This is a genomic window from Halomonas sp. ALS9 (genome assembly GCF_001651035.1).
Lineage (GTDB): Bacteria > Pseudomonadota > Gammaproteobacteria > Pseudomonadales > Halomonadaceae > Vreelandella.
Genome location: NZ_LXRG01000065.1, coordinates 134,231 through 147,139 on the forward strand (window position 1 = coordinate 134,231; position 12,909 = coordinate 147,139).

At 57.7% G+C, this 12,909-nt stretch carries 12 protein-coding genes and 1 riboswitch; of the genes, 8 read left to right on the plus strand and 4 right to left on the minus strand.

The features are described 5' to 3' along the window. Positions 1–75: 75 nt before the first annotated feature. The 4 genes from A6R74_RS04730 to edd all read right to left on the minus strand — a co-directional run bounded on the left by A6R74_RS04730 (position 76) and on the right by edd (position 4,890). Complete coding sequence (locus tag A6R74_RS04730) at positions 76–1,038, minus strand: carbohydrate kinase family protein (protein ID WP_064233309.1); 963 nt, start codon at positions 1,036–1,038, stop codon at positions 76–78. A 93-nt stretch (positions 1,039–1,131) separates the two neighbouring features. Beyond that, positions 1,132–2,001, minus strand: a complete 870-nt coding sequence (locus tag A6R74_RS04735) for an aldo/keto reductase (protein ID WP_064233310.1) — start codon at positions 1,999–2,001, stop codon at positions 1,132–1,134. Between the two features lie 34 nt (positions 2,002–2,035). Continuing rightward, positions 2,036–3,001 carry a glucokinase gene (glk, locus tag A6R74_RS04740; RefSeq protein ID WP_064233311.1) on the minus strand — a complete coding sequence of 322 codons (966 nt, stop codon included), beginning with the start codon at positions 2,999–3,001 and terminating at the stop codon, positions 2,036–2,038. Next, positions 3,001–4,890 carry a phosphogluconate dehydratase gene (gene edd / locus A6R74_RS04745; protein ID WP_064233312.1) on the minus strand — a complete coding sequence of 630 codons (1,890 nt, stop codon included), beginning with the start codon at positions 4,888–4,890 and terminating at the stop codon, positions 3,001–3,003. The genes glk and edd overlap by 1 nt, the downstream gene beginning before the upstream one ends. 281 nt (positions 4,891–5,171) lie before the next feature. On the opposite strand from edd, the gene cobT reads away from it, so the two are divergent. The 8 genes from cobT to A6R74_RS04785 all read left to right on the plus strand — a co-directional run bounded on the left by cobT (position 5,172) and on the right by A6R74_RS04785 (position 12,866). Continuing rightward, positions 5,172–6,221 carry a nicotinate-nucleotide--dimethylbenzimidazole phosphoribosyltransferase gene (cobT, locus tag A6R74_RS04750; protein WP_064233313.1) on the plus strand — a complete coding sequence of 350 codons (1,050 nt, stop codon included), beginning with the start codon at positions 5,172–5,174 and terminating at the stop codon, positions 6,219–6,221. After that, positions 6,221–7,219 carry an adenosylcobinamide-phosphate synthase CbiB gene (gene cbiB, locus A6R74_RS04755; RefSeq protein WP_064233571.1) on the plus strand — a complete coding sequence of 333 codons (999 nt, stop codon included), beginning with the start codon at positions 6,221–6,223 and terminating at the stop codon, positions 7,217–7,219. Before cobT ends, cbiB begins: the two co-directional genes overlap by 1 nt. After that, on the plus strand, positions 7,216–8,310 hold the full coding sequence (cobD, locus tag A6R74_RS04760) for a threonine-phosphate decarboxylase CobD (protein WP_064233314.1): 1,095 nt from the start codon (positions 7,216–7,218) through the stop codon (positions 8,308–8,310). Before cbiB ends, cobD begins: the two co-directional genes overlap by 4 nt. Continuing rightward, positions 8,294–8,860, plus strand: coding sequence for a bifunctional adenosylcobinamide kinase/adenosylcobinamide-phosphate guanylyltransferase (locus A6R74_RS04765; protein WP_064233315.1), 567 nt, complete (start codon positions 8,294–8,296; stop codon positions 8,858–8,860). The genes cobD and A6R74_RS04765 overlap by 17 nt, the downstream gene beginning before the upstream one ends. After that, positions 8,857–9,627 carry an adenosylcobinamide-GDP ribazoletransferase gene (gene cobS, locus A6R74_RS04770; protein WP_064233316.1) on the plus strand — a complete coding sequence of 257 codons (771 nt, stop codon included), beginning with the start codon at positions 8,857–8,859 and terminating at the stop codon, positions 9,625–9,627. Before A6R74_RS04765 ends, cobS begins: the two co-directional genes overlap by 4 nt. Further along, on the plus strand, positions 9,564–10,217 hold the full coding sequence (locus tag A6R74_RS04775; RefSeq protein WP_064233317.1) for a histidine phosphatase family protein: 654 nt from the start codon (positions 9,564–9,566) through the stop codon (positions 10,215–10,217). The genes cobS and A6R74_RS04775 overlap by 64 nt, the downstream gene beginning before the upstream one ends. Then, positions 10,169–10,594 carry a bifunctional adenosylcobinamide kinase/adenosylcobinamide-phosphate guanylyltransferase gene (locus A6R74_RS04780; RefSeq protein ID WP_064233318.1) on the plus strand — a complete coding sequence of 142 codons (426 nt, stop codon included), beginning with the start codon at positions 10,169–10,171 and terminating at the stop codon, positions 10,592–10,594. Before A6R74_RS04775 ends, A6R74_RS04780 begins: the two co-directional genes overlap by 49 nt. Before the next feature lie 64 nt (positions 10,595–10,658). Next, positions 10,659–10,886: riboswitch (cobalamin riboswitch) on the plus strand. Positions 10,887–11,045: 159 nt separating this feature from the next. Beyond that, a complete protein-coding gene (locus A6R74_RS04785) occupies positions 11,046–12,866 on the plus strand; it encodes a TonB-dependent receptor domain-containing protein (RefSeq protein ID WP_064233319.1) in 1,821 nt (606 codons plus the stop codon). The last annotated feature ends 43 nt before the right edge of the window (positions 12,867–12,909 follow it).

The window sequence follows — 12,909 nt, forward strand, 5'->3', positions numbered from 1 at the left end:
GCCGCTAGCAAACGCCACCCGAATTAGGTGGCGTTTTAGATTAAGGGCTTTCAGCAGCCATAGCCTGACTTGATATCAACCTGCACGCAACGCTTCAATATCCGCGTGAGTAGGGAGTGAGGCGTAAGCGCCTGGGCGGGTAACCGCATGGGCGCCGCAGCGGCAGGCGGTATCTACTGCCCGATGAAGGAAATCGGCATCGCTCTGCCAGTTTTCATTGATGCCGTGGGCTGAGAGCTCAGCCAACAGCCCGCCAATAAAAGCATCGCCACCGGCGGTGGTATCGACTGCCTCCACTTTAGGTGGCGCAATGCGCTGGTCGATGCCGACGCCTTTGAGCAGGACGTCGTTGGGTCCATCGGTAATCAAGATAACTTTAACCCCAGCTGCCAGCCGTTCTGAAAGCCATGACTCTGCGGGGTGATCGGCGCGCAAATAGTCGAGCTCTTCCTGGGAGAGCTTGAGCAGCTCGGCGCCGTCCAGCAGCTGTGTGACTAAGCTGGCATCCGCTTCACCGCCGGGCCACAGGTTATGGCGTAAGTTGGCGTCTACGCTGACCAGGCAGCCTGCGCGCTTGGCCATGGTGGCCATCGCCAGGGTGACGTCGGCGATCTCAGGGTCAGTCAGGCTGTTACTGCACAAGTGCAGAATGGCCGGGTTCTCGAAGACGCCATGGGGTAGATGCTCAAGGCGATAGAGCAGATCAGCGGCGGGTGGGCGATAAAAATCAAAGGTGCGTTCGCCAACGTCATCCCGGGAAACGAACGCCAGCGCCGTGCGTGACTGTTTTGTGAGCATAACGCCGCTGGTGTCGACGCCATGACTTTTAAGTTCACGCAGCAAAAAATGCCCAAAGGTATCGTCACCCACCATACCCAGAAACTGGCTAGGTACACCCAAGCGGGCGCAGGCGACCGCCACGTTCGCGGGCGCGCCACCGGCGTAGGGGGTAAAGGTTTCCTGGGTATCAGTCGCGGCTCCCAAACGACTGGAGAGCATATCGACCAGCGCTTCCCCAAAGGCAATAACGGGTGTCATTTGTGGCTCCTTATTGTGATTAATGTATTTGTTTTAAAACAGGCAGTTTTGCACCGGGCTGTTTTTTACCTGACAGTGTTGCACTGGACAACTTTATGCCACGCAGTGGCCGCGTGCAGCTTCAAGCAGTTCGTACCACGCTTCCCGGGGGAGCGTTGCGGGGCCATTAAGCATATCGCTGATGCGCTCAGGTTTAACGCTGCCAATCACCGGTACCGGCGAGTTGGACAGGCTGCGCAGCCATGCCAGCGCTAAAGCGCTGGGAGCGCACTCAAGCTTGGTTGCCCACTTATCCAAACAGTCGCTAACAGCGCCTTGCATCAATTGCCCGCTTGCCAGAGGTGACCACGCCATGGGAGCGTGGCCATCGGCACATAGATCGTCAAAGCTACCGTCAAATAGCGGGGCTGTGTGAGCAATCGAGAGCTCAATCTGGTTGGCGGATAAGCGGTGATGCATGGCGCCTTGCAAGCGCCGCCACTGGCTGGGCAGGTGGTTGGAAATGCCTGCAGCGCCAATTTTGCCTGCTTCAATGGCATCGTCCAGCGCGCGACCAGTGGCGTCAGCGTTCATGAGCAGATCGGGGCGGTGGATCAGGAAATGATCGAGGCGTTCGACGTTTAAACGCCCAAGCGATGCGTCGATGGCGCTACTTAGATAAGCGGGGCTAGCGTTGTAGTGCTTTACCTTACTCGACCCGGGGGCTGGGTTGTCGTTGGCGATGCTTGCTTTAGTGACGATATGAACCCGCCGAGCCAGGGCAGGGCGGGTTTTTAGCGCGGCGCCAAACAGCGTTTCACCCTGGTTGCCGCCGTAGATATCGGCATGGTCAAACCAGTTTAGGCCCTGTTCCAGGCGTGCTTCGATCCAATCGGCCAACTGTTTAGGGTCATGCATGTCAGACGCTTCGTGCAAACGCATCATGCCGAGTACAAACGGCACATCAAAGGTGGCGGCGGGCATAGCAGGTTCCCTGTTGATTTTATTAGAAATGCTGTTAGAAAACTTCTTCGTTATGCAGCGCTTCGGCGGCGCCTAGCAGCCCCGTCCAGGGCGCGGTCACCACCCACACGGGAATGTCGGCGTTATAGGCGCCCATGCGGCCTTTATTGACAAAAGCGTCGCGTAGTTCGCTTTTTGGCAGCCACTCCAGTAGGCGTGGAAGAATGCCGCCGCATAGATAGACCCCACCCCTGGCGCCCATGGTTAAGGTGGCATCGCCGCACACATCGCCGAGTATTTTTAGAAAGCGCAGCAAGGCTGCGGTGGCCAGGCTATCGCCCTCGTTGGCCGCTGTGGTCACTTCTGCCGGGCTGGTAAGGCGTGGTTCAACTCCCTCAAGGCTACAGTGCGCTTGGTAAAGCTCCAGTAAACCCTGGCCGCATAGGATGCGCTCTACGCTCACCCGTTTGTGACGCTGGAGAAATACCTCCAACAGCGCCCGCTCGGTGCTATCTGTGGGCGCGAAAGTGACGTGGCCGCCTTCGGTGGGCAGCGGAATCCAGGCGTGCTGCCCAGGAAATACCCCGGCAACGCCCAACCCGGTGCCAGGGCCGATCACCAACCGCGTCGAGTGGGCTTGGGTCTGACCTGGCTGGATTTCCACTAAATCACTTTCAGCCACATGAGGTACGCCCAATGCCTGTGCGGTGAAGTCGTTGATGACTTTAAAAAGGGACAGATTCAGCGTCTGTCGAACGTCACTCTTTAAAAAGTCCCAGTGGTTGTTGGTCATTTTGACCCGCTCGTTATGTACGGGGCAGGCAAAAGCTAAGCACGCCTCTTGAGGCGCGTTGTCACCGGTGGCGCCCACGCGACTCAAGTAATCTTGAACGGCTTCTACAACGCCAGGGTAGTCGGCGCAGGGTAAGTTCAAAATATCACGCGGGGTTATTTCACCTGGCGACACCAACGCCAGACGTGCGTTGGTGCCGCCGATATCGCCGATTAAAGCCGGTCGCATCAGGCATCCTCTTGTGAGATTTGCCCCTGCTGGCGGGCGAGATCATCGGCTTCAAAACCACCAAATACTCCAGCGCCTTCTTCACCGCGCATGGCCAGGTGGCGAAAGCCTGAAAACAGCTCACGGCCCAGGCCGACGTGGTAGTGATCTAGGTTGCCAATTGCCAGTTCACGTTCTGCCCAGGTGGAAGGGGCAACTTTGGCTTCCAGCGTACCGGCGTTGGCATCCAGACGCACGATGTCGCCATCGCGGAGTTTGGCCAGCGGGCCGCCGTCCAGGGCCTCCGGGCTCATGTGAATGGAGGCAGGCACCTTGCCCGACGCGCCCGACATGCGGCCGTCAGTCACTAGCGCTACTTTATAACCACGATCTTGTAACACGCCCAGGAACGGCGTCAGTTTATGCAGTTCTGGCATGCCGTTGGCTTTGGGGCCTTGGAAACGGACGACCACGATCACGTCACGATCCAAATCGCCGGACTCGAAGGCCGCTTTCATTTCGTTCTGGTCTTCGAAAATCTTCACCGGTGCTTCTACAATGCGATGCTCCTCGGCCACCGCGGAGACTTTGATCACACCACGGCCCAGGTTGCCTTTCATAACGGTTAAACCACCCGTCGGCGCAAAAGGCGTGGCGACGGGGCGCAGCACGTTCTCATCAAGGCTGTTTTCGGGGCCTTCGTGCCAGACGACTTTGCCGTCTTCCAGAAAAGGCTCCTGGGTGTAGGCGGTCAGGTCGGTGCCAAACACGGTGGGAATATCGCCGTGGAGCAGGCCAGCGCCAAGCAGTTCGCGGAACAGGTAGCTCATGCCGCCAGCGGCCTGGAAGTGGTTAATATCCGCTTGGCCGTTGGGGTAGACCTGCATCAGGCTGGGGGTGACCGCAGAAAGCGCGGTGAAGTCATCCCAGTTCAGGGTAATACCGGCAGCGGCGGCCATGGCGATCAAATGCAGCGTGTGGTTGGTCGAACCGCCAGAAGCAAGAAGCCCAACGACGGCATTGACGATGGCGCGCTCGTCGATTTGCTTGTAGAACGGGCGGTAGTTGCCACCGGGCTCGGTGTTGCGAATCGCCTGCTCGGTGGCATAACGGGTCAACGCTTCACGCATCTCGGTGCCAGGGTTGACGAAGGAAGTGCCCGGCAGGTGCAGGCCCATCACTTCCATCATCAGCTGGTTGGAGTTGGCCGTGCCGTAAAAGGTGCAGGTGCCGGGGCTGTGGTATGAATCCGACTCTGCTTCAAGCAGCGCATCGCGACCCACCTTGCCCTCGGCATACAGCTGACGAACGCGGGCTTTTTCCTTGTTGGGCAGGCCGCTGGGCATGGGCCCTGCTGGCACAAACATCGCGGGCAGGTGGCCAAAGCGCGCGGCGCTAATAAACAGCCCGGGGATAATTTTATCGCACACGCCCAGGTAGAGTGCAGCGTCGAACATGTTGTGGGAAAGTCCCACGGCGGCGGCCATGGCAATCACATCCCGTGAGAATAGCGACAACTCCATGCCCGGCTGGCCCTGGGTCACGCCATCGCACATGGCCGGTACACCACCGGCAAACTGGGCCGTTGACCCCATCGCGTTGGCAGCGGCTTTGATAGTGGCCGGGAAAGTTTCGAACGGCTGGTGGGCCGAGAGCATATCGTTGTAGGCCGAAATGATCCCCAGGTTGGCACTGTTCATCAGCTTGAGGGAATCTTTGTCCTGCGGGTTGCAGGCAGCAAAGCCGTGGGCCAGATTACCGCAGCTTAACTCAGCACGGTGCACACCGCGTTTATGCTGGTCAGCCATGCGCTGTTCGTAGAGGGCGCGACGCTCTGCAGAACGCTCACGAATACGCTGGGTAACCTCAGCAACGGTAGGGTTTAAAGTGGCGGGTGTTGAGCTCGGCATAGGAACCTCTGCATGATAGAGACGGTGAGTAAATATTGTAGTTATTTTACATTTTTTAGCGTCGATTTAAGAGACTTTACGGTAATAAAAACCACATTTGTAGTTTTATTACCCGAATGTAGGGTGCCGGTCGCCTCACGTAAAGCACGCGATGGTATACATGGAACCCAACGAGGGTGGAATGATGGCCAGTGAAATAGCAAGTATAGCATCCAGGCTTTTGCTACCATTTTGAGCTTTAACTTTGAATGTTTGATGACCCTTACTGGGCCGGAGCCTGCATGCACGCCATTGTTGACCAGATTCAGTCAGTTGATCCCAGGGCTGGAGAAGCGACGCGACGCTACTTGGATACGTTGACCAAACCGCAAGGTAGTTTGGGGGCCCTGGAAGAATTGGCTATTCAGCTGAGCGCCATCACCGGTGAGCTTAAGCCCATTGTGATGCCGCCTGCGGTAATCGTGTTTGCTGCGGATCATGGCGTTGCCATTGAGGGAGTATCCGCCTTTCCCCAGGCAGTGACTGCCCAGATGGTGGCCAACTTCGACAACGGTGGGGCGGCAATTAATGTGTTTGCCCGGCAAATAGGTGCGCAGGTCGAGATAGTAGACGTAGGCGTAGCTTCGTCCTTAACAATGTCTGGCGTGACTTCTGCCAAAGTGCGCGCGGGAACCGCCAATATGGTGGTGGAAGATGCCATGCAGGCTGATCAGGCATTGGCCGCTATAGAGGTAGGTGTCGCCGCCGTTGAACGGGCAAAAAAGGCGGCAGCAAAGTGCCTTATTGTCGGCGAGATGGGCATTGCCAATACCACTGCCAGCAGTGCCATGCTGGCGGTGCTAACAGGTGAATCGGTAGCCAGCGTCGTTGGTGCGGGTACCGGGATTAACCCACAGCAGCAGGCACACAAAGTAGCCGTGATTGAGCGCGCCATCGCGGCGCGTAACGCTGATCCCCAGACCCCTCTAGAGGTGCTGGCCAAGCTAGGCGGCCTGGAAATTGCCGCGATGACCGGCGCTTATTTGGCAGCCGCGGCCAATCAGATGCCTGCGATTGTGGATGGCTTTATTGCCACCGTGGCCGCGCTCACCGCCTGCCGAATATGCCCCGCTGTGCGCGGTTATCTGATTTTTGGCCACCGTTCCCAGGAGCCAGGGCATGACGTAGCGCTAACGGCTCTAGAGGCTAGGCCGCTTCTCGATATGGGCATGCGGCTAGGGGAGGGCAGTGGTGCCGCGCTGGCGTATCCATTGCTGCAGGCGGCGACAGCGATGGTGGCGGAGATGGCGACCTTTAACGATGCCGGTGTTAGCGATAAGGCAGCGCCATGATGGTCGGCGATCCACTCGCTGGGTTGGCGCTGGTTGTTCTGGCGATAGTGATTGACTTAATGATTGGCGATCCGCGCTCATTGCCGCATCCAGTGGTATTGATAGGACGTTTTATCAGCGCCTTTGAGCGGCTATGGAACCGTGGCGTGGCGCAGCAGCGCAGAGTCAGTGGCTTCCTGCTAACCACTATTGTCGTCGGTGGCGTATGGGGGATTAGCTGGCTAGCGCTAGCGCTGCTAGAACGATTGCACCCAGGACTAGCGTTAATCGCCGAGCTTTGGCTGCTGTCTACTACGCTTGCGATTAAAGGTCTAGGCGATGCGGCCCGCGCCGTGGTTGAACCGCTGACAAAAGGCGATCTGCCCTCCGCACGCAAGGCGTTGGGAATGATAGTGGGGCGCGATACGCATAGCTTGGATGAAGCAGAAATCACCCGAGGTACGGTGGAAACTGTGGCGGAAAACACCGTTGACGGCATTACCGCACCGCTATTTTTCGCCCTAATCGGCGGGGCGCCGCTAGCGCTGGCGTATAAGGCGGTGAATACCCTGGATTCGATGGTAGGCTACAAAAACCAGCGCTATGCCGATTTTGGTTTCGCCTCCGCGAAGCTGGACGACCTAGCCAATTGGATTCCCGCACGCTTAACCGCACTGTGTTTGTGGCTCGCTGGTTTGCTATTGGATGTTTCAGGTGTTTTGAATCTGCGCTGGAAAGGCGCACTGAACGGCACCTGCCGTGATGCGCCGCGACATCCAAGCCCCAATGCGGGCTGGCCGGAGGCCATGGTGGCAAGGCTGCTCGGCGTTCAGTTGGGTGGCACTAATTACTATCAAGGCGTGGTGTCTCAGCGCGCTACCCTAGGTGAGCCGCTTGAAGTGCTGCAGGTAACGCATATCACTGCTGCGGTGCGTTTAATGCACGGCGCTTGGCTACTGTTTATGGTGCTGTCAGTGGTGGTGATAGCAGCACTTATGTTGATTAGAGGGCTGTTATGAACATGTCCCCATGGCCCGCGCACGGCGGCCAAGCTGAGGCGCTACTCGCGCACTTCGGCTTGCCCGCCGACCACCGCCTGGAAGACTTTAGCGCTAACCTTAACCCTTTGGGGCCTCCGGCCTGGGTAAGCGATTGGTTAGTGAAGCAGTTGGCAGGTCTCGAGCGTTATCCTGCGCCGGATTACTCCGTTGCTCGCCACGCTATTGCGGCCCACCACCACCTCCAGCCCGAACAGGTGCTGCTAACCAACGGCGGCGCCGAGGCGATTTTCCTCGCCGCTGCGCTGCATGCCGGTAAACGGGCGGCGGTTCTTACTCCCAGCTTTGGCGAATATGCCCGCGCTTGCCGCGCCCATCGGCTCGCGGTCACAGACATCGCGCTGTCCGCGCCGCACTTTGCGCTGGACGTTGACTCTCTATTGGCAGAGGTTGACGGCATTGATGTGCTGTTTCTATGCCGGCCCAATAACCCGACGGCGACGCTTATCGATGCCCCGGCAATGGAAGCGCTGCTGGATGTCACCGCTTCAATTGGCTGTCGCGTTGTTGTCGATGAAGCGTTCGTGGATATGGTGGGCGATACCCAACTGCAGTCGTCACTAGCACCTTTGCTGGCCCGCTATTCACATCTGATTCTGCTGCACTCGATGACCAAGTTTTATACTCTTCCGGGCTTGAGGCTGGGCTATATGCTGGCAGATGGGGCGACTATCAAAGCAGCAGAGTCTCACCAGCCGCCTTGGAGCGTTAACCATTTGGCGGCAGAGCTGGTGGCGCCGCTGCTGGCAGACCGTGGCTTTGCTCAGCGTACCCACCAATGGATCACCAATGAACGCCCGCGCATGGAGCAGGCGCTGACACAGTTGGGCTTGGAAGTCGTCCCTAGTCTCGCCTGTTTTTTCCTTATCCGCCCTGGTGCTGAACATGCAATGACCAGCGATGTGCTGTTTGAACGGCTGCTACGCCAAGGCATGCTGGTACGTCATACCCATAGCTTTGCTGGATTAGACGGCGGCTGGCTGCGCATCGCACTGCGCGATGGGCCCGCCAACCAGCGGCTATTAGAGGTGATACATGATTGTCTTTGTTAGCGGCGGCGCACGCTCCGGTAAAAGTGAGGCTGCCGAGCAGCTGGCGCTCAGCGCGGCTGGTACGGATAGCTGTTACTACCTTGCCACCGCCAACGTGTATGACGATGAGATGGCCGAGCGAGTGGCACGACACCAGCAGGCGAGGAACGCGCAAGGGCAAAGCGTCAATTGGATAACGATTGAGGCGCCGCTAGCGATTGATCAAGCGTTGGCAGGCGTGCCTGATGGCAGTGCGGTGCTGCTGGATTGCCTAACCCTATGGGCCAGCCAAGTGCTATACGCCAGTTCCCTTAGCGCAGAGGAGGGCTTGGAGCTGCTGCAACGGGCCATGCAAAGCGCTAAAGCTCGCCATATTCAGTTGGTGATTGTCTCCAACGACATTAACGAATCGCTACCGCCTAGCGATAATGAGACCTGGCGCTACCTGACGTTTCTTCAGCGTGCTCACCGCTGGGTAGCGGCAGAGGCGGACTCAGTGCTAGAAGTGGTCGCGGGCTGTGCCATTGAATGGAAAAATGACGGAAAGCTTCTTTGGAAGAGAGCACTGTGAAAAACGTTCTATTCGGTTTTGTGCTGGCCCTTCAGTTTTTGACGCGCATCCCGATTCCCATTGCCGCCCCCTGGACACCCGACACTCGTCGCTGGGCGGTACGCGCTTATCCCTTGGTGGGTCTGTTGATCGGCAGTTTGCTGGTGATGCTGGCATTTGCGATGCACAACGCTCCCACACCGATCACCGCGCTGGCGATATTAAGCGTCTGGGTGGCCCTCTCAGGTGGGCTGCACCTGGATGGTGTGATGGATGTCGCCGATGCCCTGGGCAGCAATCAGCCCCTGGCGCGCCGCTGGGAGATTATGAAAGACCCGCAAATCGGTAGCTTTGGTATCCTGGCGCTGGTGTTTCTACTCGCCTGGAAGGGGGTATTGCTATGGGCATTGCTTACCTATCAAGCGCCGCTCTGGTGGCTGCTGGTGGTGCCCGCGCTAGGGCGCTGGGGGGGCGTTGCCTTGCTAGTGCTGACGCCCTGCGCCCAGCCGAAAGGCCTGGCGAGGAGCTGGCAACAGTCGCTTAGCGGCCAGGATGTGGCACTGGGGCTGGTACCGCTGGCGGTTATCGCGCTATTAGCCTCCAGTCTGGTGCTGTGGGGGCTAACGGTCATGGTTTTTGTGGTACTAATGCGCTGGTTTATGTTGCGACTGTTTAATGGCATTAACGGCGATATGGTCGGTGCCACCATTGAAGGAGGAGAGCTTTGGCTACTGATCTTAATGTGGAGCTGGTGGCAGTTCGCCACGGTATCACCGCTTGGAATTTAGAACGCCGTTATCAAGGCCAGCAAGATATTCCGCTGCTGTTTCCCGATGCAGAAACAGGGTTGCTGGCGCTGCGTGATGCGCTGTTTGATGAGCGTTTAGATGCTATTTACTCTAGTGATCTGCAACGCTGCCAGCAAACCTTGGAATGGGCCCAGGCCGCAAAAGAGGGGCTTCCAGTAATGCTGGAGCCACGCCTGCGGGAGCTCGATTTTGGTGAATACGAAGGCAAGGTTTACGACGAGCTAAAGGATTTACCCCATTACCGCGCCTGGATTGATAGCGTCGGCGAGTTGCAGATTCCCAGCGGCGAATCGGCGGCTCAATTGCGTAAGCGTCTAGACGCTTGGCTGGATAACGTGGCAATAAATGCCCAAGAGGGTGGCCACAAAAAAATTCTAGTCGTTACCCACGGTGGCGTGATTCGTGAGCTGCGCCGCCGCTTTGAAACCATTCATTTTTGGGATGGCACGGTAGCTCAGGCCCAAGGCAGGCGCTGGCAACTGATTTATAAGCAAAACGAACAAGGCAAAGAGGAATGGCAATGCAGCTCTTCATCGGCGGTGCCTGCGCTGGAAAGCGCGACGCCGTAGCGGCTCGCTTTCCCGACGCTTTATGGCATCGGCTAATGCCGGGTCAGCAACTGGCGGCGTGCCAGCAAACGCTGATTGCTGATAGACCGCTGGTGATAAGCGGTGTGCTTGCCTGGCTAGAAGCCGCGTTAGTAAACGCGGAAAACGACCCTTTGCGCCAGCAGTGGCAGGGCGATATGACACAGCTCTGCCAGCGTGCCAAACAGTTAAATGCGGCGTTAGTTATCATCACTACCGAAGTCGGCCGCGGCATTGTGCCCATGCAGCCCGAACAGCGCCGCCTGCGTGATTTAAACGGCTGGTTTAACCAAGACGCCTCTGTTCAGGCCAAGCAGGTGTGGTATGTGCGGCATGGGCTGCTGATGGCGATTAAGTAGCCACTGAAACTTTTGCTTAACAGTGTCATGCCACCTCCAATTGACCGCCCCCCAACAAGTTGCTAGCTTACGCCCACTCTCAGGTGCTGGCGGTGTAAAAAGCCTCTAGTGAAACGGGAAGTTGGTGATTTACGTGATTCCAACGCTGCCCCCGCAACGGTGATCGAGATAACAACGGCTATAACGCCACTGTGCTTATGCACGGGAAGGTGGTCGTTCGGAAAGAATGGTTCTTTGCTAGAGACATCTTTCGCTCGTCAGCCCGGAGACCGGCCCGAGAGTAACGGTTCTCGCCTGAACCGATACATGCCGAGACGCGGTGGGTGCTCTCAGGGCGATTAACGGTGGCACGACGCAATTATGCAGTGCGACCGTGATTTCCTTGTCTTGTCCTGCGCTCGGTCAATAAAACGACGTTGTGCGGGTGAGCACGACGAGCAAGGGATCCTCCATGAACCACCGTTTCCACACCACCGCCAAACGGGCGGCGTTTAGTATGGCTGCTTTACCGCTAGCCTTTCACATCCAGGCCGAGGCCCAATACGCCGAAGCGACGACCGAATTAGCCACGCTTGATCCTGTCGTAGTGACCGCTGTGTTAGCGCCGCGCACTGCCAACGAGAGCCTTTCATCGGTTAGCGTGCTGGACGAAGCCACTTTTCGCCGCCAAGATCCCACCAGCTTGAGCGATCTTCTGCGCGGCCAGCCGGGTGTTGATATCACCAGCAACGGCAGCTTTGGTAAAAACAGCAGCGTTTACCTGCGTGGTACGCCCAGCGATGCCTCCGTGCTGATGATCGACGGTATTCGCCTGCGATCTGCCACGGCGGGCGGCGCCGCATTTCAGTATCTAGACCCACGCATATTTGATCGCGCGGAAATCGTACGCGGCCCACGCGGTAGCCTTTACGGTGCGGATGCGGTCGGTGGTGTCATTCAGCTGTTTACCCCTGATGGCGACGAAGAGGGCCCGCGCCCCAGAATCTCAGTGGGCGGTGGTTCCTTTAATACCCAGCGTTTAAGCGCAGGCGTTTCTGGCCGTGAGGGGGGCACACGCTACAGCTTTGCCGCTAGCCATTTCAATACCGATGGCCAGCCCGTTCGTCGCGGCGGTGACGACAAAGGCTACGACAATACGTCGGCGCTGGCCCGCGTTGCACATACCTTTGAGAGTGGCGCTGAAGTCGGCATGCTGGCGCTGCGCGCGCGCGGTAACAACGAATATGACGGTGGAGAGAATGACTTCGTCCAGCAGGTGACTGGCATCTACGGCGAGGTGCCGGTAACCGATACCTGGCAGAGTCGCCTGACCCTTAGCGAAGCCCGCGACGAGCTGGATACGCTAGATAATTTTGGCGACTCGATCATTGATACCCGCACCCGAGCCGCCCGCTGGCAGAACAACCTTCAGTTTGGCGCCCATGAATTGATCGCTGGCGCTGAAATCAGTGAAGACCGCGTTTCAAGCACCAACGATTTTGATGTCACCAGCCGCGATAACACCGCTGTGTTTACCCAAGGGCTGCTCGACTTCTCATCGTTTGCTATTCAAGCCAGCCTGCGTTACGACGACAACGAAGCCTATGGCGATGAAGTCACCGGCAGCTTGGCGCTAGGCTACGAGCTGGATAACGATCACACACTGCGTGCCAGTGTAGGCACTGCGTTCAAAGCGCCGAGCTTTAATGATCTCTATTGGCCGGATTCGGGTAACCCCGATCTCAATCCGGAAACCTCTGAAACTGTTGAAGTGGGTGTTCGCGGCCAATACAGCCAGTGGTTCTGGGATTTGGCCGCCTTTCAAAACGACTACGATGATCTGATTGCCTGGGCACCAACATCGAGCGGTTTATGGGCACCGCAAAACGTTAACCGTGCGCGTATACGTGGTGCCGAGCTAGCCAGCGGAGTCGAGGTCAACGATTGGACACTCCAGGCTGCCTTTACCTATCTGGATCCGGAAGATCGAGATACCGGTAATCGCTTAGCCCGCCGTGCCAGTCAAAGTGTGCGCCTGGATGCAGACCGCGAGCTTGGCGATTGGTCGTTGGGCGGCTCGTTAGTGGCGCAGAGTTACCGCTACGATAACGTCGCCAATACGCAACGATTAGGGGGCTATGGGCTGGTTAACCTGCGCGCAGGATGGCGGTTTGCGCCACTCTGGAGCGCTCGTGTTACGCTAGAAAATGCCTTTGATAAAGAGTATTCGACGTCACGTGACTATATTAACGCTGGTCGAGCAGGATTCTTGAGTGTTCACTTTGGCCAATAGAGCAAGGAGTGTTGCGCGTGGGGCCTTGGGCCTCGCGCTGTTG

Coding starts and splice junctions, on each gene's coding strand:
- cbiB (WP_064233571.1), top strand. CDS start 6,221: ATGGTCGGCGATCCACTCGCTGGGTTGGCGCTGGTTGTTCTGGCGATA.
- edd (WP_064233312.1), bottom strand. CDS start 4,890: ATGCCGAGCTCAACACCCGCCACTTTAAACCCTACCGTTGCTGAGGTT.
- A6R74_RS04735 (WP_064233310.1), bottom strand. CDS start 2,001: ATGCCCGCCGCCACCTTTGATGTGCCGTTTGTACTCGGCATGATGCGT.
- A6R74_RS04730 (WP_064233309.1), bottom strand. CDS start 1,038: ATGACACCCGTTATTGCCTTTGGGGAAGCGCTGGTCGATATGCTCTCC.
- cobT (WP_064233313.1), top strand. CDS start 5,172: ATGCACGCCATTGTTGACCAGATTCAGTCAGTTGATCCCAGGGCTGGA.
- A6R74_RS04765 (WP_064233315.1), top strand. CDS start 8,294: ATGATTGTCTTTGTTAGCGGCGGCGCACGCTCCGGTAAAAGTGAGGCT.
- A6R74_RS04780 (WP_064233318.1), top strand. CDS start 10,169: ATGCAGCTCTTCATCGGCGGTGCCTGCGCTGGAAAGCGCGACGCCGTA.
- glk (WP_064233311.1), bottom strand. CDS start 3,001: ATGCGACCGGCTTTAATCGGCGATATCGGCGGCACCAACGCACGTCTG.
- A6R74_RS04785 (WP_064233319.1), top strand. CDS start 11,046: ATGAACCACCGTTTCCACACCACCGCCAAACGGGCGGCGTTTAGTATG.
- cobD (WP_064233314.1), top strand. CDS start 7,216: ATGAACATGTCCCCATGGCCCGCGCACGGCGGCCAAGCTGAGGCGCTA.